We start from the raw sequence: 23,615 nt of genomic DNA, 5'->3' as shown, positions 1-23,615 counted from the left end.
CTTATCTTCTGAAGATATAATTCCAGATTTAACTGCTGAAATCAGACAAGGATTTATAAGATCGTCCATAAAATGACAGAAAAAACTGATTGCAAGAGTTTCTCTTATTCCATAATTTGCACTAAGAGATGTTCGGGCAAGAGCATCCTGCAGATAATTAATCATCAGATTTTTATGTTTAATCGAAAATATTAATCTGTCAAAAGATACTGAACCAAAATCTCGATAAAGGAATTTTCCAGTTGGTATCAGATTTTCATTTAATTCAATTAATACATTCTGACAATGCGGTTCAAAAATCACACCATGATTTAATAATTGTCTCAATAAATAATTTTTTAGTGGATTAAATATATACTTACAGAAATATTCATCAAAGTTTAATTTTGAATTTTTTAATGATTCTGAAAGATACGATTCATTTTCTCTGAGCAGACTTGTAAAACTTGAAAAACTGCACACTATTTTTCCATCATCACATAACAGACTTTCAGGAACTTTTCGTATAACATTCCCGAAAACATAAAAAGCCCGATTACCAAAATCTGTATCATATTTATTTGAGATTCTGAAACCTGTATCGTTTCTTATTCCTAATGCCGCAATATCTTCAAAAAACTCTACTTCTGATTCATCTTTTAATACATTTTGAACTATTTCATTTGCCTGAAATTGATTACATGCACTTTCCCAATCTGTTTTTCTAAAAGCTCCGCCAAAATTATTTAATAGGGTTAGCTTTACAAAAAATAACTTTTCATTCTTTTCATTTTTTACCAGCAGTGTTCGTACGGAAGATGTTGGTGTACAGGAAAAACTGCTATCTTTCTGTTCAACAAACTTATATTTGTCTCCAATCCAGCTTCTATATGCATTTTCTGTTACGGGATGTATGAAAAATGGATAAAATTTTTCATCTGATTCATCAATTACCAGATTTTCATATATAAAATCTGATTCGTTATTCCTGAATAATTTATCTTTACTTGAAAATGGTACCAGAAAGTATGGTAGCCTGAACCATTTCTGACTTTCTGGTCTATACTCTTCTGGAATATCTACTTTGAAAATATTCTCTAACTCTGTACCTTCATAAAGTGAAATATTATTTAACACTTGTTCATCATTTAAGAAATTTTTTAATTTTCTATTCATTTTATTACCTTTACTTTTTTTACTTTCAATTAAATGTGCTATTAATAAGAAAGTACCTAAATTAGATTTATCATACACAATTTTTATTTACAACAAAAAAAAACTAATAAAATACTCATTTATGACAAAAGTCATAGCAAAAACTTATAATATATGACAAATGTCATATATATATTGCTTTAGTCATATTATGGTGAAACCAAAATATTTATTTCTTTCTAACCTTTTATAGATACCCGCAAAAAAATTATACTCGGCAGAGATTTATATTTCTGATATATTAGTTCTATGAAATTCTCTCATCTGCTTTTTGATATGGACAATACACTCTATCCTGCAAGTTCTGATATGGATAAGGGGATTACACGCCGAATGCTCGAATGTGTAGCTGATTTTTTTCATTGTGATATGGACAAGGCAATTGCTTTACGCGCAGAAAGAATTGTCCATTACTCTACAACCCTTGAATGGCTCCGCGCAGAAGGCATGTCTGATATAGAAGGATTTCTTGCACATGTTCATCCCGACAATGAAGCTGATGAACTTTTACCACAGCCAAAACTTCGGGACTTTCTTATTTCCCTTAATATGCCAATGTCTATTCTTACAAATGCTCCCCATGAACATGCAGACCGTGTACTTGGAAAACTTGGAGTTGCAGATCTTTTTGAAGCAGTAACTGATATTCGTGATGCAAACTTTAACGGAAAACCTTATCCTGATGCATTTCTGGCAGCTTTGAAAAAAGTGGGAGCCTCTCTTGAAGATACCTTATTTCTGGATGATATGCAGAAATATACAGACGGCTGGGTTGCACTTGGCGGAACAGCAATTCTGATTGGCGACAAAAATGGTAAGCCGCTTAAAGCAGATGCCCGTTCAATGATTGAAGCCCGCAAAGCAAACACAAGTGGAAAAGAAGGCCAGACCATCAGAATGAATTCCATTTATGAACTTCCAGCTTTTCTTGCTGAAAACAAATAATCTAAAGGCGGTAATTATATGAAGATTTTATGTATTTGTTTAAGTTCAACCCTTCAACGTACAATTTCCTTTAAGGAACTGAAGCTTACAGAAGTTAACCGCTCACAGCATTATCGTCTGGATGCTTCTGGAAAGGCAGTAAACTCGGCTCGAGTTTTGAACCAGCTTGAAAAAGGAACAGCAACTGTTGTTTGTCCTCTCGGAGAAAAGAATCTTTCCGCATTTACTGATGCTGCTGCAACTGATGAACTGGAACTATGCTATGTAACAATTCCTGGTAACACACGTGAATGCTGGACATTACTTGACCGCACAGTAGCTACAACTACAGAACTTGTTGTCGGAGAGCCAGTTTTAGATAACGAAGATGATTTGAAAGCTGTTTCTGCTGCTGAAATCAAAATGCTTAAGTTTATCAATGATGCACTGCCACAGGTTGATGCCGTTCTGCTTGCAGGAAGCCGTCCAAAAATCTGGAGTGATGATTTGTATGCTACAATCTGCGGAATGACACATGATGCAGAAAAGATTTTCTTAGCCGATTATATTGGCGATGATATGAAACGAACACTTGCTTCATCAGTTCCAGACATCATCAAAATCAATGAAGAAGAATTCCGTGCCACATTCCCTGAAATGGCAGACAAAAATCTAGAACAGGCAATTACAGAAAAAAGCCGCGCCCTTAATAATATCATTGTAATTACCAGAGGCTGTGATTCAACCTATGCAGGTGCAAATGGACAGTTTTTTGAGTGCCCGACAGAAAAAGTTACTCCACTCAATACAACAGCCTGTGGTGACAGCTTTAATGCAGGTTTTCTTTACGAATATATAAAAACAAATGATATTAACGCAGCACTTAAAAAAGGTACCTGGTGTGCTGCCAGAAATGCTGAAAACGAAGCTCCGGGCACTCTTCATGCATAAATATTTGTGTAGGTAATACTGCTGATTGAAAAAACATCTTCTAGATAATATAATGAGTAAATTAGGCAACCGGTTGCCTAGGATAAAATACCAGAAATTTGGCCATTATTGGCCATACAGGAGATTTTTATGAGTATCGAAAAAAAGCCGCTTGTAAATGACCTTTACACAGCTGACCCTTCAGCACATGTTTTCAATGGTAAGATTTATATTTACCCATCTCATGATGAAGACATCGACGTAGAAAACAATGACAACGGCGACCAGTATGATATGAAAGACTATCACGTTTATGAAATGAAAGACACAGAAACTTATCCACGCGACTGTGGTTGTGTTTTCACTCTCAAGGACGTAAAGTGGGCAAGCAAGCAGCTTTGGGCTCCTGACTGTGCAGAAAAAGACGGAAAATATTACTTCTATTTCCCAGCACGCGACAAGAATGGAATGTTCCGTGTAGGTGTTGCAGTTGGTGATAAGCCGGAAGGACCTTTCACTCCAGAAGATGACTACATCCAGGGAACTTACAGTATTGACCCATGTTGTTTCCAGGATACAGACAATAAATACTATCTTACAATGGGTGGTCTCTGGGGAGGCCAGCTCGACCAGTACCGCAACAACAAGTGGAGCACAGACAACAAAGAACCACAGGGAAAAGAACCTGCTTGTACTCCAAAAATTGCTCTTCTCAAAGACAATATGACTGAACTTGCTGAAGAACTCCGCGACCTCGTAATCGTAGACGAAAATGGTGATCCACTTACAGGTGGTGATGATGTTCGCCGCTACTTCGAAGATCCATGGTTGTTCAAGAAGGGTGATACATACTACTTCACATACTCAACTGGTACATCTCACCTCTTGTGCTATGCAACAAGTAAGAATGTTTACGGACCTTACACATACGGCGGATGTATTCTTTCTCCAGTTCTGGGATGGACAACACACCACTCAATTATTGAATACAACGGAAAATGGTACCTCTTCTACCATGACTGTGAGCGTTCAAAGGGTGTAAATCAGAAGCGTAACGTAAAGTTCCGCGAGCTTACATTCAAGCCAAATGGAAAAATTCAGACAATGGACGGATTTGACCGCTAAGTCATAAAAAGTCATTCTGCACTTGTTTTTTGCAACTTTTAGATATAAAATTAATAATATGTTATATCTAAAAGTTAATTTATATCATGCAAAAAATAAAAACAGAATTAATTTCTTTTCAGAATAATATGGAATCAAAAGGCCATGGTTTACGATTATGTAAGCCATGGCCTTTTATATTATAAAGTTTCGAATTTATTCGAAAAAAGGAGTTGTTTTATGAAAAAAACTATGTTTATTGCTGTAATGGCAATAATGGCGCTGCTAACCGTTTTTACTGGTTGTAATAATGCTGCAAATCCAGTATATGAACCTGAGCAGCAGGATGAGCTGGCTTTTGTTTTAAAATTACCAGGTAAAACTAATCAACGTGCTGCATATTATGATCAGTCAGATGCAGAATGGTACGACATACAAATTCGTCAGAATGATAATTTCTGCATCGGGGCTAGTGGACATCCCGGTGAGACAGTTCGACTAGAAGTTCCACAAGAAGGCTGGTATACAATTTATGTATATGCGTATAACTACAACGGAACATTAATTGCTGAAGGTTCTCAGGAAGCCTATATTTCAGCTTCTGATGGCGAACTAATAATCACCATCACTATTAATCCTAGAAGAAAACAAATTGGATTTTATATAGAAATCATATGGGCACCAGCTCCGGATGATGAGCCTTACATCGAGGACTATAGTTGTCCATTGAAAACTGGTAAAGAAATTAATTCCATCTTAAAAGACATTACACCTTGTGAATACATTGAAAATACAGACGGAACAGATATAGTATGCTTTTATACTGCTGAAAATTTCATGCCGTCTGGACAACCAGTTGATACAAATTATTATCTTGATTTAAATAATAACGTTCCAGTTTGGTATGATGAAGATAATAAAACAATTTATTACTATCTTCCTGAATCTAAAAAACTTGCATTAAATCCTGATTCCAGCTATATGTTTGAAGGCTTTAACAGACTTCAATCAATTGATGTTAGTCAATTTATTACCGAAAGTGTTGAAATCATGGATTATATGTTTGCTAACTGCGAAACACTAACATATCTTGATACAGGTCGGTTCTTTACACAAAATGTCAGAAGCATGAATAGTATGTTCATGAATTGTAAATCCATAACAAAACTACCTGTTGATGGTTTTGACACAGAAAAGGTGCTGGACATGTCTTATATGTTTGCCGGATGTGAATCACTACCTCATATTGACATAAGTAATTTTGAAATGTACCAGAATCCGAAAATTTATGGTATGTTTAATAATTGTTCAAATCTTGAATTTATTTATGCACGTCCTGGCACTGACTGGTGTAAATACATACAAGAAATAGATATCGAAATATTCTTTGGCTGTATCAGACTTCCAAACTATACAGATGAGAAAACTTCTGTCAGATATGCACATATAGGAAATTATAATGACTGTATAGGCTACTTCACTGAAAGATAATACTTTTCTTCATGTATAAGAAGAAATAAAGAAGCCCCTTGAAAACTGACTGCAAAGTCATTTTCAGGGGGCTTTTTCTTTAACCGTAGAGTTTCTTATTTATCCCACAATTTTGTGCTGGTGTTGCCATCAAAAAAGGCTACTCCATAATAAGAACCTTCTATGAGCGGGTCACGAGCCATATAATAAACTCCCGTTGAATCTAACCCCAGGACAGCAACACAACCTGTAACATCAGATACAACAGTTTTAATTATCTTTGAATTATAATCATAACAGATGAAATTGATACTTCCATTTACACTGGCAGGTAAAACAATCTGATTTACAGCCGGTATAGTAAAACCATAACCAAAGAAGCAGTCAAAATCAGAAGTCAATAAAGAATCTTTATTCAGATTTTCTATGCATTCAATATCATCTGCGTTTGAATTTCCTGTCAGGGAAAATTTATAGATAAGAGGCTTTGCTGCCGATTTATCTCTTCCACTTAAGAAAGCATATACACCATTCTCAGTATTTAAGATTCTAAGAAAGTCAGATTTTTTTACGGTTGAAAAGCATTTATGGATCCCCTTCTTTGTAATGTAGAAAACATTGTTTTTTGTATCTTCCCTGTTTCCACCACAAATGCAGATTCCATCTTCTGTGAAAAAACAATCAGAAACAAAGCAATCAATATTTCCTTTCCAAATCTGCTTTAGTTTTAGCTTATCTTTTTTATATGAATATTTTAATTGATAAAGTGAAAAGCCAAAGCCCTTGTTTTCATCAAATGAATTAGTCTGAGTAAGAACATAGTTTTTGTCTACAAAAGAAATATATCCGTTTAATTTTACTTCACACCTTAATTTTTGATTATTATCAATATGATACAAACTCTGTTTCTTTTTATCCCAGGCGAGAATGTATCCGTTTTTAAGAGAAGAACTTACTGCTCTCTGAGTATAGCCCTCTGAAGTTAAATAAGATTCATATGATTTTGTAATAAATTGATTTTTTGAATCTGAAGAAAAAGAATATAATCTTCCATTTTTTACAAAAGGAATTTCAGATTCTTTATTAACAGAATTCCTGGCAGAACAACTGGAAAAAACAAGCAGGCAGGTCAAAAAAAATACCGCAAGTTTTCTGCAACCTGCGGTATCCAATCTGCCCTTTGCGGTTGCAACGGACAGACAGCTCATTAGTACTCCCTGATGTTCTCGTATGCCTTATTGAAATAAGGTGAAAGTAAAATCTCTTCAGCAAGAACTATATTTTTCTTAGCAGTAGCAATGTAATCATTGATTGCTTCCTGTTTCTTCTTAGAGCTATAGAAGAAACGTACTGCATAATAATCTTTTACGATTGTATAAAGACCAGAAGTTGTCCAGTCTATGAGATTTGAGTTAGAGTCTATCTCCCAACCATATTTGTTGTAAACCCACCATACAACTTTAGTACAATACCAGGTATATGTATCTTCTTTTGTAACAACATTAAAGATGTTTACTGTATTCTTAAAGAAACCGTATTCCATATTTTTGTTGTTCATATTACAGTAAGTGTCCATATAATTCTGAGCATAATCAAGCTGTGATTTGTTCATAGAATATTTTGGATTAAGGACACACGCATTTACTTTATTGCGCCAGTCTGTAGCTGTTTCATAACCAGCACCTTTAGTAATAGCTGTTTCAAGACAGTAAACATTTTCATTGTTTGGATCATACTTATCCAAATCAAGAACAGCTCCATGATAGTAAGAACCTGGCAGTGTTTTTGGAGATACCCAGTCAATTACAGAACCAACCAGATCATCTGTTCCACCAGAAATATATACAGCACCATCCTTATTAAATGGCATATCAGTCATTGCCGGATAGTTGCTTGAACCTGATTTTCCACTGCTTCCTGCACGAGCAGCTCTTGCAGCTGCAAATTCATCGCCTGCCTGCAGCATATCTGTACCATACTTTGCATCGAACTTTGCAAGAGCATCAGTCTCACCCTCAGTTCCGAGCGCAGCAAGTATATCAGCAAAATCAGCATCAACTTCAGCTTCCCAAGCAGCAACATCTTCTGGTTGAACTCCCGAAGAAATTACAGCCTGCTTGTTGTCATAATGTTCAGTTGGAAAATCAGCTGAACATCCCATGAAAATAACTGCAACTGCAGCTACCCAAAGAAAAGATTTCTTCATAGTTTCTCCTACAAGAAAACAATTAGTTTTTTTTATTGATTTCTTATTTATAAACTATTGTAACATAGAAAATCTTTTTGACAACTTTTAAAATTCCTTTGGATGTTATTCCAGATATTCATCAATCTGTTTAGCACATTCACGACCTTCAGAAATGGCCCAGACAACCAGTGACTGACCGCGATGCATATCTCCGGCAGTAAAGATTTTTGCAGTTCCTGTCGCATAATTTTCAGGAGCAGGAGAAGCAACTGTACCGCGAGGTCCAAGTTCAACTCCGAAAGCATTTGCAGTATACTCTTCGCAGCCTACAAAACCTGCAGCTACCAGAAGCAAATCACAAGGCAGAGTTTTTTCTGTTCCTGCGCGTTCAACCAGCTGACGTTTTCCATCAATCATCTTGAACTCAACTTCTATTGTTTTTACGGCTGTGATGTGACCGTTTTCGCTAATAACTTCTTTTACAGTTGTTTCATAAACACGAGGGTCGTGACCGAACTTAGCGATTGATTCTTCTGCACCGTAATCAACCTTAAGTACTTTTGGCCACTCCGGCCATGGATTGTTTGCGGCACGTTCAACAGGAGGACAAGGCATCATCTCAATCTGAACTACCCCGCTTGCTCCAAGACGGATTGCAGAACCACAGCAGTCATTACCTGTATCACCACCACCTACAATCACAACGTTTTTACCACGAACTTCAATACCTGATTTTGCAGCAAGTGCAGAAGCAATCTGATCATTTGTAGACTCTGTTCCAATTTTTTCGAGAGCTTCATTTGTCTGAACAACACTCTTTGTAACTGCTGTAAGGAAATCTACGGCAAACATAACTCCACCGGCAGCGCCCTTATTCAGCTTATCCATTCCTGCTGCCGCGAGGGCTCTCGCCTTTTTAGCACCACAGCACAAAGCCACAGCATCAAAATCCTGAAGAATCTGTGAAGCAGCGTAATCGTGGCCGACATCAGCATTGAAAACAAACTCAACGCCTTCTGCCTTCATCAGTTCAATACGGCGGTCAACAATCTTTTTGTCGAGTTTCATATTTGGGATGCCGTACATCAAAAGTCCGCCGGCCTTATCTTCTCGCTCATAAACTGTAACTGAATGCCCGCGACGATTGAGCCAGTCTGCACAGGCAAGACCTGCAGGGCCCGCACCAATTACAGCAATCTTTTTTCCACTGCGATTTGCAGGAATCTCCGGCTTCATATATCCGGTTTCAAAAGCTTTTTCGATAATAAAAAGTTCGTTGTCATGAACAGTAACGGCACTCTCGCCTACCACAGGAGATCCACAGTTACAGGCTTTTTCACAGAGGGCCGGGCAAACACGCCCTGTAAATTCAGGAAAACTTGAAGTTTTCAAAAGACGCCATGCAGCCATATCAAACTGGCCGTTATAAAGGGCGTCGTTCCATTCTGGAATATAATTGTGAAGCGGACAACCGGTAACCATTCCGGAAAGCTTCATAGCACTCTGGCACATAGGAACACCGCAGTTCATACAGCGGGCAGCCTGCTCACGACGGGCTTTTTCATCAAGTTTAGGATGGAATTCTTTGAAGTTTGTAATTCGTACAAGCGGCTCAACACTGCCGTTTTCCACACGTTTATAATCCATGAATCCTGTTGGTTTTGCCATTTTTTTCCTCGCAAAATAAAAAAGGCGCCGTAAGAAGAATCCGAAATTTCAGACTCTTTTTACGGCGCCTTTGCCTTAAACTAAATTGTTTCTATATTATTGCAAAATGACATATTGTTGTCAAGTTGCAATAATTGGTAAAAATCAGTAGTACACAGAAAACTATTTAGTTTCTGGTGTATGCCACTTCCAGTTTACTACCTCTGGCAAATCTTCACCGAGTTCTGAGATGTGCTGCTTGTGAGCAACAAGTGTATCATTCATCTTCTGAACGAGGTGGCTAGACTTGTTTCCGAGCTGTGGCAGGTACTGCAATGCAGCCTTTACGAGGTCAAAGCGGTCAATCTTGTTCTGTACGCGCATGTCGAACGGAGTTGTGATTGTACCTTCTTCGTGGTATCCGTAAACGTGGAGGTTGCGGTTTTCACGAAGATATGTAAGCTCGTGTACCAGCTTTGGATATCCGTGGAATGCGAAAATAATTGGCTTGTCCTTTGTGAACAATGCATTGTATTCGCTTTCGCTGAGTCCGTGTGGATGCTGATGATCGCTCTGAAGCTTCATCAAGTCTACAACGTTTACAAAACGGATCTTAAGATCTGGAATATTGTCGCGGAGGATTGTTGTAGCAGCAAGTGCTTCGAGAGTTGGTGTATCACCACAACAAGCCATTACGAGGTCTGGTTCCTGTCCATCATCATTAGAAGCCCAGTCCCAGATACCAATACCCTGAGTACAGTGCTTAACTGCCTGATCCATTGTGAGCCACTGGCAGCTTGGGTGCTTAGAAGCAACAATTACATTTACGTAGTTCTTGCTCTTAATACAGTGGTCGAATGTAGAAAGAAGACAGTTTGTATCAGGCGGCAAGTACATACGTACAACGTCAGCCTTTTTGTTAGAAATATGATCGAGGAATCCTGGATCCTGATGTGTGAATCCATTGTGGTCCTGCTGCCATACGTTTGATGTAAGGATGAGGTTCAAAGATGCGATTGGAGCACGCCACTTGAGCTGTGAGCAAACCTTGAGCCATTTTGCATGCTGAGAAGCCATTGAGTCGATGATACGAATGAATGCTTCGTAGCTTGCGAAGAATCCGTGACGACCTGTAAGGAGGTAACCTTCGAGCCATCCTTCACACATATGCTCAGAAAGGTATGAGTCCATGATACGTCCGTTATGAGCGAGTTTATCATCTGTTGGAAGGATTTCTGCGTTGAAGTCGCGGTTTGTAGCTTCGAATGCAGCATAAAGTCTGTTAGACATAGACTCATCTGGTCCGAAGATACGGAAGTTCTTGTTGTCTTCGTTGAGCTTAAGAACATCGCGGATATAGTTTCCGAGCTCTTTCATATCCTGAGCTTTTACGCTTCCAGGAGTTTTAACTTCGAGAGCATATTTTTTGAAGTCTGGTGTGCGGAGGTCCTTAAGAAGGTTTCCACCGTTTGCATGTGGGTTAGCAGAAATTCTGTGTTCACCCTTTGGAGCGATAGCCTGGATTTCTGCCTTGAGACGGTAGTTCTCGTCGAAGAGTTCTTCCGGTTTGTAAGACTTGAGCCATGCTTCGAGCTCTTTCATGTGTTTAGCTTCATTTGGATCCGGCTTTGTAAGGTCGATAGGAACCTGGTGTGCACGGAATGAGTTTTCAATTGGAAGTCCGTCGTCATTGAACTTTGGACCTGTCCATCCCTTTGGGGTGCGGAGAACGATCATAGGCCAGAATGGGCGTTCTGTCTTTCCGTTTACACGAGCATCGCGCTGGATCTTCTGAATCTTTTCGATACAGCGGTCAACAGCAGCAGCCATTGCGTGGTGTACTTCCATGTGATCTGTATCTGGAGCAGCTTCAACAAAGATTGGCTCCCATCCGCATCCGTGGAAGAAGCTCTTTACTTCGTCCTTAGAAATACGTGCAAATACAGTTGGGTTAGAAATCTTATATCCGTTGAGGTGGAGAATTGGAAGAACTGCACCGTCAGTTACAGGATTAAGGAATTTGTTTGAATGCCATGCTGTAGCCAATGGACCAGTTTCTGCTTCACCATCACCTACGATACAAGTTGTAATGAGGTTAGGATTATCAAATACAGAACCAAATGCGTGAGCGATAGAATAACCAAGCTCACCACCTTCATTGATAGAACCTGGAGTTTCTGGAGCAACGTGGCTTGAGATTCCACCTGGGAATGAGAACTGCTTGCAGAGACGGCTCATACCTTCTTCATCAAGACTTACGTTTGGATAAACCTCTGAATAGTAACCTTCAAGATAAGAGTTAGCTACGAAGAAGTTTCCTCCATGTCCTGGACCTGAAATAAGAATCATGTCGAGGTTGTATTTTGTGATAGCTCTGTTCAAGTGAGTATACACAAAGTTCTGGCCTGGAACTGTACCCCAGTGACCAACGATTTTTGTTTTTACCTGATCGCGTGTTAAAGGCTTTCTCAAAAGAGGATTCTCTTTCATGTAAAGCTGGGCAGCTGCAAGATAGTTAGTTGCACGCCAGTACTGATCAAGTCTGTTGAAGTATTCTTCTGAATCTTCAATACGTTTTGCCTTTTTAGACATATAATACTCCTGATTAGGGGTTTACCCTTAGGCTTCCCCCTAAAAAATTACGTAGTGAGTTTACTGACATACAGGTTTTATTGCAAGAGGATTTTAACGCTTTAACGCAAATTTTACCCATTTTTTATTTTAAAAAGGGGCACTTTCAAGTTTATAAGACATTTTTATTTTGCTATAAAATCATTTTTACCCATTTTCAGTTTTCAAAAAGGGGCATTTTTCGTTTATAACCTATTTATGACCCAATAATAACACTTAAGAATGTTTAAAATACAAAAATCGGTAATCTCAAAAACTGTATGTATTAAAAAAAAACTGGCGAAGAATGATTTCGTGCGCTACAATAAAAGCAGGATAAAAACGGGGTGTTAAAATGTTTATCAATAAATTAAATCAGCTCTACAAACCAAAACGAATTCTCTTTTATCAGAATGCTAGTGATGAAGATATTCATAACTTCTATCGTGGCAATCTGAATGATGAAATTGGTAACCATGCAAACGCCTTTGGAACTTATGATTATCCTGGAATTTTCTATATTTCCCGCAACGGAAACGACAGTCATATCGACAAAGTAATTGGAATTGAATACCGACTGGATGATGACCGAATCTCTTATCCAGAAAATCTTAAATCACTTATTCTTGATGAGGCATTTTTTTATTCCATCGAAATAGATAATGAAATAGAAATAGATATCAATTCTATTCATCAGATTTTTGAACAGGTTGCAAAGAAGGATTATGCACATAGAGCCTTCAGCGACTTGTCCATTAAACAGAATCCAGGTGTAATCGGAGTGTTCCCTGGAAGTAAGAAAATCAGAATTCTCTATGAATGGAAGCTCAATCAGGAATGGGCAAGTAATATTATCAATGATGACATAGAATCCTTTGATAAAAAGTTTCTATATGAAATGGCTTTTCTTGATCCGATTACAAAGCATCAGAACTGGAATCATCTTTTGCCATTCCTTGAAATGCCAATGATTGCAGGAATTAAGGATTATACTTTTGTACATTTTGATGTTAAAGAGTTCCGTGTATTAAATGAAGTTTACGGTCATATTACAGCGAATAAAGTGCTTTCCAACATATCAACTGCAATGAAAGAATCAGAATATATCTACGCCAGCGCAAGATGTCACAACGACAATTTTGCAATGATGATTAAAGATATGCCAGATGATCAGACAATTGAATTTCTGAATGACTTTTTTGAAAAACTTTCGCATATCGAAGAAGATCCTGATTATAAAATCTACTTCCGCTGTGGTGTTGTTCCAATGCAGCGTGCAATGCTTTCCGGAAACCGAGTTGCTGATGCAGGAAAACTGGCGCAGTCATTAGGCCAGACTTCTAACCACACAGACATTACGATTTATACCGATAAGATGCATGATGATATTCTGTGGGGAAATTACATAAAGGCTTATCTTGATACGGCGATTAAGAATGATGAATTTGTTGTTTATCTTCAGCCAAAGTTTGATATCAATCAGGAAAAGATAAAAGGTGCAGAAGCACTTATCCGCTGGAATTATAAGAATAAGGAATTTATGCCTCCATACCGTTTTATTCCGTTCTTTGAAAAGGATGGCTCAATCGACAAGGTGGACGATATTGTTCTTTCAAAAGTATGCGCTGCTCTGGCTGAATGGAATAAGGAAGGTCGTGAGCTTTATCCGATTTCGGTAAACCTTTCCCGCACACGCATGTACGACAATAATCTGATTGATTATCTAACCGGCATTGTTGATTCCTACGGTGTAGACCATAAATATATTGATTTTGAATTAACAGAAAGCGCCAGCTATGATGACATGAAACAGATTATCTTTATTCTTAACGGGCTTCGTGAAAAGGGCTTTAAGATTTCTATGGATGATTTTGGTACGGGCTACTCTTCCCTTTCACTGCTTACCCAGATGCCGCTCGATACCCTCAAAATTGACAAGAGTTTTGTAGATAAGGTTGGCTCTGTAGATGACAGTGAAAAAGATCTCACTGTCATTCGCCATATTATTTCTCTTGCAAAAGAACTCAAGTTTGTCTGCCTTGCAGAAGGTGCCGAACAAAAGGCACAGGTAGACAAACTTCGCTGCCTGGGATGTGAAATCATTCAGGGCTACTATTACAGCAAGCCGATTCCAATTGAGGAATACGAAAAGAAATATCTTTAATTTATTTCTTCAGCATAAACTTCTTCGCTACAGCAATTCCGATTTTATAAGTAATCGGACGAAGGGCTTTATCGGCTTTTTTGAGTTCTTCCCGGATTGCGATATTCTGAGGGCAATGCTTTTCACATTTGCCGCAGCCTATACACTGACTTGCCGTCTGATTCTGTTTACGAAGCCCTACAGTCTGAGCAAATTCCCAGCGACCTGAATGTTTACTTTCTGTGTACATTTCGTTGTAACAACGGAAGATTGCAGGAATATCAACATTCTTAGGACAAGGCATACAGTAACGGCAGGCTGTACAATTAACCTTCATTTTAGAGTTGATTTCTTTTTTGATTTTTTCGAGAAAATCAATATCATTCTGTGTAAACTCTCCGGCTTTTGCTTCGCTTGCAACGCGGCAGTTTTCCTGAATCATTTCGATTGAATTCATTCCGCTTAAAACACAGGTAACAGCTTCCTGATTAAACAGCCAGCGGAAAGCCCACTCTGCAGGAGACCAGCCGCGAGGATTTTCCTTAATCATCTTTTTTGCAGTTTCTGGTAAAAGGTCTACGAGCTTTCCACCGCGCAAAGGCTCCATTATCAAAACTGGTATACCGAGGCGGTGCGCTTCTTCTACACCTGCACGTCCGGCCTGAGCAAATTCATCAAGATAATTATACTGAACAAGACAAATATCCCAGTCATAATCATGAAGAATCTTCATAAACATTTCTGTATCGCCGTGGAAAGAAAAACCGATGTTTCTGATGGCACCGGATTTTTTCTTTTCTGCAATCCAGTCGAGAACACCGTTCTTTTTCAGATTTTCCCAGGCAACATAATCTGTTAGATGATGCATGAGATAATAATCAACATAATCTGTCTGAAGGCGCGAAAGTTCCTCATTAAAATAACGGTCGAGGGCTGCTTTATTATTTACAAGATATTGTGGAAGCTTTGTCGCGATTTTTATTTTATCGCGGATATTTTTTTTCTTAACGATGGTTCCGAGAGCTGCTTCACTACCCGTATAAATATAGGCGGTATCAAAATAATTAACACCGGCATTGTAAGCTTCCATAATTTCTTTTTCCGCTTTATCAATGTCGATAGCGCCCATACTGGTTGTAAAACGCATACAACCATAGCCTAAAAGAGAGATTGGATTTCCGTTTTTATCGTTCCTATACTGCATATTAAAAAATTACTACCAAATTCGTGAATTTGGTAGTAATTTTTTGTTATATTAAAGTCTAAATATTTACCGAATTCGGGTATCCGCCCAATTTCCTAAGCAGTACATTTTCTGAAAGCCGCAAGAACTGCTTCTTCGTGATCAGAAATTGTCTTTTCCTGCTCTGCGATTTCCTTCATGATGCGAAGGTAATCGTTAGGAATGATTTTCTTGAACTTTGACTTCATATTGTCCCAGTCTGCAAGAATTGCCTTTGCACGTTCACTGCCGGTTTCTTTTGCATGCTGTTCAATGAGAGCGTGGAGACGTGCTTCGTCTGTTGAACCGCTGAGAGTTGTTGTCTCATCATCGAGGGCATACATCTTAACCAGTTCGTGGTTGAGACGCTTGTAGAGGTCGTGGTTCTCATCCATAACATAAGCAACACCGCCGCTCATTCCGGCACAGAGGTTCTTTCCAGTTCCGCCAAGAATTACTGCAGTTCCACCTGTCATATATTCAAGGCCATGGTCACCACAGCCTTCTGCTACAACTGTCGCACCTGAGTTACGAACACAGAAGCGTTCACCGGCTACACCGTTGATAAAGGCTGTACCTGATGTTGCACCAAAGAGAGCTACGTTTCCTACTATTATATTGCTGTCAGCCGCACCGTCGAAGGTTGCCGGCTTTGTAATTACAAGTTTACCACCGCTCAACCCCTTACCGAAGGCGTCGTTTGCATCGCCTGTGAGACGGAGTGTGAGTCCCTTTGGAATGAAGGCACCAAAACTCTGACCTGCTCCACCCTTGAAGTTTACGCAGTATGTATCGTCGGCAAGAGTGTTGCCGAATTTCTTCTGGATTTCTGAACCGAGAATCGTTCCTACCGTTCGGTCGGTTGACTGGATATCGATTGCATCTTCTGTCTTTCCTTTTTCGAAATCTGGAACAAGCTTTGTGAGGTCGATGCGCTTTTCGAGTTCGAAATTAAAGAGAGAACGGTCTGCTTTCCAAGCGTCTTTATCTTCGGCTGAAGTTGCAAGTACTCGGCTCATATCTACGAGGCCGGCTCTCTTGAAGCCCTGCTTATCTTTAAGCTTGAGGAGGTCTGTACGACCGCAGAGTTCTTCAACTGAGTGAACTCCGAGCTTTGCCATAATCTCGCGCATTTCCTGTGCGATGAACTTCATGAAGTTTTCAACGTACTCTGGTTTTCCAGGGAACTTAGCACGGAGCTTTTCGTTCTGAGTTGCAACACCAAACGGACAGGTATCCAGCTGGCACACGCGCATCATAGAACATCCCATAGAAATAAGAGGAGCAGTTGCAAAACCAAATTCCTCAGCACCAAGAAGAGCTGCAATTACAACGTCGCGTCCGCTCATAAGCTTACCGTCTGTCTCAATTACAACACGACCGCGAAGACCATTCTGAATCAAAGTCTGATGAGTCTCGGCAAGACCAAGCTCCCATGGCAAACCTGCGTGGTGAATTGAGCTGATTGGGGCTGCACCAGTACCACCGTCGTGTCCGGAAATCAAAATTACCTGAGCACCGGCCTTTGCAACACCGGCAGCAATTGTACCAACACCTGCTTCACTTACAAGCTTAACAGAGATGCGGGCAGCGCGGTTAGCATTTTTCAAATCGTAAATCAACTGAGCAAGGTCTTCAATAGAATAAATATCATGATGAGGTGGTGGCGAAATGAGGGCTACACCAGGAGTTGCATAACGTGTCTTTGCAATCCATGGATAAACCTTTTTACCAGGAAGATGTCCACCTTCACCCGGCTTTGCTCCCTGGGCCATCTTAATCTGAATTTCCTGTGCGCTGAGGAGGTACTCTTCTGTAACACCGAAGCGGCCGGAAGCAACCTGTTTGATTGCCGAGTTATATTCTGTTCCAAGGCGCTCAGGCTTTTCTCCTCCTTCACCAGAGTTTGATTTTCCGTGAAGGTGATTCATAGCGGCTGCCATGCACTTGTGTGCTTCTTCAGAAATTGAACCGTAAGACATGGCACCAGTCTTAAAGCGCTTTACGATTTCATCTACGCTTTCTACTTCATCAATTGAAATCTCTTTGCCAGACTCATAGTTGAAGTCGAGCATTGCACGCAGAGTATGAGGATGATCATTTGAATCAACAAGAGCTGTGTATTCCTTAAAGCGTGCGTAGTCTCCGTTGCGGGTTGCCTGCTGAAGAGCCACGATTGTCTCAGGATTATAAAGGTGACTTTCTGCCTGAGGACCGCGGCGGAACTTATGCTTTCCGAACGAGTCGAGATGCTGGTTTACTGTAAGACCGGCTGGGTCAAAGCCCTGATCGTGATGGTAGCGTACATCCTCTTCTATTTCCTTGAGGCTTACACCACCAACACGGCTTACTGTATTTGTAAAGTATTTTTCAATAACATCAGATGCAATACCAACTGCTTCAAAAATCTGAGCAGACTGGTAAGACTGAATTGTAGAGATTCCCATCTTTGCGGCAATCTTTACAATTCCATTTATGATTGCTTTGTTGTAGTCATCGATTGCTGTGTGATAATCCTTGTCCAAAAGCTTCTGATCGATGAGCTCGGAAATTGCTTCGTGAGCAAGGTAAGGATTGATTGCACGAGCACCGTAGCTCAAACACATTGCAGCCTGATGAACATCACGAACCTCGGCAGTCTCAAGAATGATTGAAACAGCAGTGCGTTTCTTTGTACGGATGAGGTACTGTTCAACAGCAGAGGTTGCAAGAATTGCAGGGATAGCAGCGTGGGTTTTGTCTACACCGCGGTCGCTGAGGATGATGATGTTGTAGCCTTCGGCGTAGGCAGCGTCGATTTGTGAGAAGAGATTCTCGAGGGCACGTTCAAGTGCGGGGCGTTGCGGGGTGTCCCCGCTAGAAGGGGTAGCGGAAGACGGCTCGCCGGCTGGAGCGAGGGGAAGGCTTTCCCCTCCTACTTCAAATAAAATCGAAAGAGTTTTAGATCTCAAGCCGGGCTGATTGAGAGCCGCAATTTTTATAAGATCTGTACCTGTAAGAATTGGATTATTAATTTCGAGAACACGGCAGTTCTTTGGAGTTGGTTCGAGAAGGTTTCCATCAGTTCCAACATAAACTGTTGTGTCTGTTACAATTTTTTCGCGGAGGCTGTCGATCGGCGGGTTAGTTACCTGAGCGAACAGCTGCTTGAAATAACTGAAGAGGCTCGGATGTTTTTCACTCATAACAGCAAGCGGTGTATCAACCCCCATACTTGCGGTAGGTTCAACGCCATTCTTTGCCATTGGCAGAACCATTTCATTTACATCTTCATAATTCCAGCCGAAAGCGCGGTACAAAATATTGCGCTCTTCAAGAGTATGAACCGGAATCTTTTTGTTAGGGATTTTAAGATCAGCAAGATGAACAAGATTCATATCAATCCATTCGCCATAAGGGAAAAGATTTGCATACTGATTTTTACATTCTTCGTCGCTGATGATTTTTTTCTGAACTGTATCTACGAGGAGAATGCGGCCCGGTTGAAGGCGTGATTTGATTTTGATATTTTCTTCAGGGATGTCGAGAACACCAACCTCTGAACTGAGGATAAGCATTCCGTCTTTTGTGATGTAGTAGCGGCTTGGACGAAGTCCGTTGCGGTCGAGAGTTGCACCAAGAAGGTCACCATCACTGAACAGAATTGCGGCAGGACCGTCCCAGCTTTCCATCATGGTTGCCCAGTAGTGATAGAAATCTTTTTTGAGAGAAGGCATATTGTCGTCGTGCTTCCAAGGCTCCGGGATACACATCATAACTGCGAGTGGAAGAGGAACGCCGTTCATCAAAAGGAACTCGAGTGTGTTGTCGAGCATTGCAGAGTCGGAACCAGTTGTATCTACAGCAGGCAGAACCTTTTTCATCTGGTCGCCGGAAAGCTTCTTTGATTCAACAGTTTCTTCGCGGGCGAGCATACGGTCTACGTTTCCGCGGATTGTATTGATTTCACCATTGTGTGCTATGAAGCGGTTTGGATGAGCACGCTGCCAGCTTGGCTGTGTGTTTGTAGAAAAGCGAGAGTGCACGATTGCGAGGCTTGAAGCGTAGTCTGCAGACTGAAGATCGTTGTAGAAAGTACGAAGCTCGTGTACAAGGAACATTCCTTTGTAAACGATTGTACGGCTGCTCAAAGAACAAACGTAAGTCTTATGAGCGGCGTCGGCCTTTTCAAACTCACGTCTCACAATATAAAGCTTGCGGTCAAACTCAATCCCCGTCTCACAATCAGCAGGCTTCTCAACAAATCCCTGCCAGATTTCCGGCATACAGTCGCGGGCTTTCTTACCGAGCACTTCTGCCTTTACAGGAACCTTACGCCAGCCAAGGAACTTAAGTCCTTCAGCTTTTACACAGGCTTCGAAACGGGCTTTTTCTGGGGCTGCGCCGTCAGCAGGGAAGAAGAACTGACCAATTCCGTATTCACGTTCACCGAGTTTTCCAACAAGGTCAACAGCTTCCTTCTTAAAAAAATCATGACTAATCTGAACCAGGATTCCAACACCGTCTCCTGTTTCACCACTCGCGTCTTTACCTGCGCGATGTTCCAGTTTTTCAACAATACTCAGAGCATTGTCCACAATTTTGTGTGACTTACTTCCATCAATATTAACTACAGCTCCAATTCCACAGTTGTCGTGTTCAAAACTTGGCTCGTATAAAGTTTTCATCTTCGTCATACTCCAGAAAAAAGCAAAGGCCGCACGCACAGAATTTCTATTTCTGTACACGCAGCCCCATTGCCGACTTTGAGATAAAATATCTAAAAACAAAAAAGGCCGTAGACACAATCTCGTTAAATCCGAAATTCTATCTACGACCTCTTTGCCGTTTAGTTCTTTAATAATAATGAATTTTTATAATCATAGTCAAGTATTCTATAAAAAGAAACAAAATCACCTGAAGTATTTTTACGGTAATACTTTTTATTTGAAAAATCTCTAAATACCATGATATAATTTATAATTGGGTGTGAGAACATATCGGAGAGAAGAAAAAAATGACACCTGTAAACATCGCCCTGAATATTTATAATATATTTCTGGGCATTATTCTAATTATCTCAATTGCTTTACGCCGCAATACCATAACTAAACAGCAAAACTGGATTAAGTGGATGGTAATTTCGAACATTATTCTGGCTGCGACGCATACCTGCTATCTGCTTTTCAGAACAAAAACAGGAACTGTATATTACATAATATGCTCAATTGCGATTTTTATTATGTACCTTGCAGTTTTTGCAATTATCGATATAACGATAATTTTTATTGTTCTTTATCTTAATCAAAACCGCTTCAAAAAAGCTCTTACAATTTCTCTGCTTGCTATAACCATTGTCTTTAGTTTTTTCCTGATTTTAACACCTTTTACTGGTGCGTATTATGTACTTCATGCAGATAATTCAAAAGAGTACGGACCTTTAATTTTTATTCCTTATTCTCTTCAAGCTTTGATTTATGTCTTAATGATTATATATCTCATATCAAATCGAAAGACTCTGAAAGCTCAGAAAGTAGCTACAATTCTTTCCTTTGTATTATTTCCGCAGATTGCCCAGATTATTCAGTTAACTCAACATGGACTATATCTTATTACTACAGGCTATTCCATCACTTTTCTGATAATGGTCATTTTCGAAAACCACAGGCTGGAAACTTCTCTGGATTATACTGAAGTTGAACTTGATGAAAAAGAAAATGAGTTGAAGGAAAAACTATCTGAAATCGAACGTTCTAAGCTCGCTGTAATCAAGATGCAGAATCACACAATCGAAAGTCTTTCCAACCTTGTTGAAAACCGCGACGAAGATACAGGCGAACATGTTCGACGAACAAGAGCTTATGTTGAACTTCTTGCGGTTCAGTTAATGAAAAACAATCATTATTCAGAAATCCTTAATCCGCGTTATGTAAGATTTTTAAAACGTGCAGCACCTATGCATGATATCGGAAAAATCGTTGTTCCTGATGCAATCTTAAAAAAGCCTGGTTATCTGACAGATGATGAATTTACTCAAATGAAAAGACATGCTTCGGAAGGCGGTCGTATCGTACATGAAATTATGGATGGCTATGAAGATCCGGAATACATAGACATTACTGCTAATATTGCAAAATATCATCATGAAAAATGGGATGGCACTGGTTATCCTGATAATCTGAAGGGAAGTGAAATTCCTTTATGTGCAAGAATTATGGCAATTGCAGATGTTTTTGATGCACTGGTTTCGCCGAGAGTTTATAAATCTCCAATGTCTTATGAAGAAGCCTTTAAGATAATATACGAAGGAAGCGGCATTCACTTTGATCCGATTATTGCTCATGAATTCCTTCAGATCAAGGGAAAAGCCGCTTCCGTCAATGAAAGCTTTAAGTATATAGATTAGTAAGCTTTATCATGAACCCCGGCAATGGCACGTCCACTAGGCTCGTCCATGTTCTTCCAGGCTGCATCCCACTCAAGTGCTTTAGCCGTTGAACAGGCAACTCCGGCTTCGTGTGGTACACAGCGGGCTGCACTGTCGCTTGGGAAGAGGCGGCTGTAGATTTCGCGGTAATAATATTCCTCTTTTGTTTTTGGAGGATTTACAGGGAAACGGTTTTCACGGCGTGCAAACTCTGCATCGCTTACTTTTTCTTCTGTCATCTTTTTAAGGGTATCAATCCAGTTGTAGCCTACACCGTCACTAAACTGTTCCTTCTGACGCCATGCTATGCTTTCTGGAAGAAGATCTTCAAAGGCTTTACGCAAAATCCATTTTTCCATGCGCTGTTTGCCGTCCGGCAGTTTGATGTTCATTTTATCAGATGGATTCAAGCCCATTGCAATATCAATAAAATCTTTATCAAGGAAAGGAACGCGGCCTTCTACACCCCATGCCATAAGAGACTTGTTTGCACGGAGACAGTCGTAAAGATGAAGCTTACTCATCTTGCGAACGAGCTCCTCGTGGAACTCCTGTGCATTTGGAGCCTTGTGGAAGTAAAGGTATCCGCCGAAAAGCTCATCACTACCCTCGCCCGAAAGAACCATTTTGATTCCCATAGATTTGATTACGCGCGCAAGCAGGTACATAGGGGTGCTGGCACGAACAGTTGTGATGTCGTAAGTTTCGATATGATAGATTACATCTGGAAGAGCATCGAGGGCTTCCTGAATTGTAAAGTGAACTTCGTGGTGAACGGTTCCTATATAATCTGCGGCTTTCTGTGCAGCGATGAGGTCTGGAGAACCTTCGAGTCCAACTGCAAATGAGTGGAGCTGTGGCCACCAGGCTGCTTCCTTACTGTCTGTTTCAATTCGTTTTTTACTGTATTTCTGAGTTACAGCCGCGATGATTGATGAGTCGAGACCGCCAGAAAGAAGAACGCCGTATGGAACGTCGGACATCAGCTGTGCCTTTACAGCAGATTCGAGTCCGTTGCAAACTTTTTCGATTACACTTGGGTTTATAACTTCGCCCTTGTCGTCTGTTGCTTTAGGTGCGTTCTTTACTGCATCGAATGACTCCCAGTCACGGTGATACCAACGGGTTGGTTTCTCGTCTTTTGAGTAGAAGTAATGTCCGTTCGGAAACTCTTCGATTGTCTGACAGTCGCCTTCGAGAGCCTTGAGCTCGCTGGCTACATAATAACGGCCGGCCTTGTCCCAGCCCTGATAGAGAGGGATAACGCCAATTTCGTCGCGGGCAATGAGGTAAACATCGTGCTCGCTGTCATAAAGCGCGAAAGCAAAAATACCCGAAAGCTCTTCAATCATTTTTGAAAAGTCGCCAGACTCGCGGTATTTTTTATAAAGAGGAATTATTACCTCACAATCACTTCCTGTGCGGAACTTGTAGCTGCCTTCGAAACGGGCACGGATTTCCTTGTGATTATAGATTTCACCGTTTGCCGCAAGAATGATTTTTTCATCATCACTAACCAGCGGCTGCTTTCCAGAAAGTGGGTCTACAATTGAAAGACGCTCGTGACTCAAAATCGCATTATTGCCGGTATATACACCGCTCCAATCCGGACCACGGTGACGAATTTTTTTAGACATCTCCAAAACCTGCGCACGAAGCTCCTCTTTTAATCCCTCCGCAATCGGCGCGCTACCACTGTTTAAATCAAATGCTCCTACAAAGCCGCACATGCCTACAATAGGAAAAACCGTTAAAAATTGGATTTTCCCACGGAAAA

At 40.3% G+C, this 23,615-nt stretch carries 14 protein-coding genes; 6 read left to right on the top strand and 8 right to left on the bottom strand.

Features of this window, described 5'->3' with window-relative positions; genetic code table 11:
* Positions 1 to 1,233 (bottom strand): IucA/IucC family protein (locus BMY21_RS14540; protein WP_143064250.1); only part of this gene is annotated, 1,233 nt, incomplete at its 3' end.
* Between the two features lie 210 nt (positions 1,234 to 1,443).
* Between BMY21_RS14540 and BMY21_RS14535 the strand changes: the two genes are divergently transcribed.
* The 4 genes from BMY21_RS14535 to BMY21_RS14520 all read left to right on the top strand — a co-directional run bounded on the left by BMY21_RS14535 (position 1,444) and on the right by BMY21_RS14520 (position 5,643).
* Positions 1,444 to 2,139 (top strand): HAD-IA family hydrolase, encoded by a 696-nt coding sequence (locus tag BMY21_RS14535; RefSeq protein ID WP_074645447.1) that lies wholly within the window; start codon positions 1,444 to 1,446, stop codon positions 2,137 to 2,139.
* 18 nt (positions 2,140 to 2,157) lie between these two features.
* Positions 2,158 to 3,069: a 1-phosphofructokinase family hexose kinase gene (locus BMY21_RS14530; RefSeq protein WP_074645445.1), complete on the top strand. Its 912-nt coding sequence runs from the start codon at positions 2,158 to 2,160 to the stop codon at positions 3,067 to 3,069.
* A gap of 129 nt (positions 3,070 to 3,198) precedes the next feature.
* Positions 3,199 to 4,173, top strand: coding sequence for a glycoside hydrolase family 43 protein (locus BMY21_RS14525; protein WP_074645443.1), 975 nt, complete (start codon positions 3,199 to 3,201; stop codon positions 4,171 to 4,173).
* 219 nt (positions 4,174 to 4,392) lie between these two features.
* Positions 4,393 to 5,643 (top strand): BspA family leucine-rich repeat surface protein, encoded by a 1,251-nt coding sequence (locus BMY21_RS14520; RefSeq protein ID WP_074645441.1) that lies wholly within the window; start codon positions 4,393 to 4,395, stop codon positions 5,641 to 5,643.
* A 95-nt stretch (positions 5,644 to 5,738) separates the two neighbouring features.
* On the opposite strand, the gene BMY21_RS14515 is transcribed toward BMY21_RS14520, so the two are convergent.
* The 4 genes from BMY21_RS14515 to BMY21_RS14500 form a co-directional block, all read right to left on the bottom strand.
* Complete coding sequence (locus BMY21_RS14515; RefSeq protein WP_074645440.1) at positions 5,739 to 6,830, bottom strand: hypothetical protein; 1,092 nt, start codon at positions 6,828 to 6,830, stop codon at positions 5,739 to 5,741.
* The gene (locus tag BMY21_RS14510) at positions 6,830 to 7,828 is read right to left on the bottom strand and encodes a hypothetical protein (protein ID WP_074645438.1); all 999 of its coding nucleotides are present in this window, start codon (positions 7,826 to 7,828) and stop codon (positions 6,830 to 6,832) included. The genes BMY21_RS14515 and BMY21_RS14510 overlap by 1 nt, the downstream gene beginning before the upstream one ends.
* Before the next feature lie 105 nt (positions 7,829 to 7,933).
* Positions 7,934 to 9,478: a glutamate synthase subunit beta gene (locus tag BMY21_RS14505; RefSeq protein ID WP_074645436.1), complete on the bottom strand. Its 1,545-nt coding sequence runs from the start codon at positions 9,476 to 9,478 to the stop codon at positions 7,934 to 7,936.
* Positions 9,479 to 9,640: 162 nt separating this feature from the next.
* Positions 9,641 to 12,049 carry a phosphoketolase family protein gene (locus BMY21_RS14500; RefSeq protein WP_074645434.1) on the bottom strand — a complete coding sequence of 803 codons (2,409 nt, stop codon included), beginning with the start codon at positions 12,047 to 12,049 and terminating at the stop codon, positions 9,641 to 9,643.
* Between the two features lie 373 nt (positions 12,050 to 12,422).
* Between BMY21_RS14500 and BMY21_RS14495 the strand changes: the two genes are divergently transcribed.
* Positions 12,423 to 14,231, top strand: coding sequence for an EAL domain-containing protein (locus BMY21_RS14495; RefSeq protein ID WP_074645432.1), 1,809 nt, complete (start codon positions 12,423 to 12,425; stop codon positions 14,229 to 14,231).
* A 1-nt stretch (position 14,232) separates the two neighbouring features.
* On the opposite strand, the gene BMY21_RS14490 is transcribed toward BMY21_RS14495, so the two are convergent.
* Positions 14,233 to 15,414 (bottom strand): aldo/keto reductase, encoded by a 1,182-nt coding sequence (locus BMY21_RS14490; RefSeq protein ID WP_074645431.1) that lies wholly within the window; start codon positions 15,412 to 15,414, stop codon positions 14,233 to 14,235.
* Positions 15,415 to 15,509: 95 nt separating this feature from the next.
* On the bottom strand, positions 15,510 to 20,099 hold the full coding sequence (locus BMY21_RS14485; protein ID WP_083379890.1) for a glutamate synthase-related protein: 4,590 nt from the start codon (positions 20,097 to 20,099) through the stop codon (positions 15,510 to 15,512).
* A 329-nt stretch (positions 20,100 to 20,428) separates the two neighbouring features.
* On the opposite strand from BMY21_RS14485, the gene BMY21_RS14480 reads away from it, so the two are divergent.
* Complete coding sequence (locus BMY21_RS14480) at positions 20,429 to 21,817, top strand: HD domain-containing phosphohydrolase (RefSeq protein WP_074645429.1); 1,389 nt, start codon at positions 20,429 to 20,431, stop codon at positions 21,815 to 21,817.
* Here the strand turns inward: BMY21_RS14480 and asnB are convergent.
* Positions 21,814 to 23,568, bottom strand: a complete 1,755-nt coding sequence (asnB, locus tag BMY21_RS14475) for an asparagine synthase B (protein ID WP_074645427.1) — start codon at positions 23,566 to 23,568, stop codon at positions 21,814 to 21,816. The two genes, BMY21_RS14480 and asnB, sit on opposite strands and share 4 nt — an antisense overlap.
* Positions 23,569 to 23,615: the final 47 nt, after the last annotated feature.

The organism is Treponema bryantii, assembly GCF_900111035.1.
In the GTDB taxonomy this organism is placed as follows: Bacteria; Spirochaetota; Spirochaetia; order Treponematales; family Treponemataceae; genus Treponema_D; species Treponema_D bryantii_C.
Note: the sequence above shows the minus strand (reverse complement) of the source record. Positions and strands in the feature narration are given on the sequence as shown.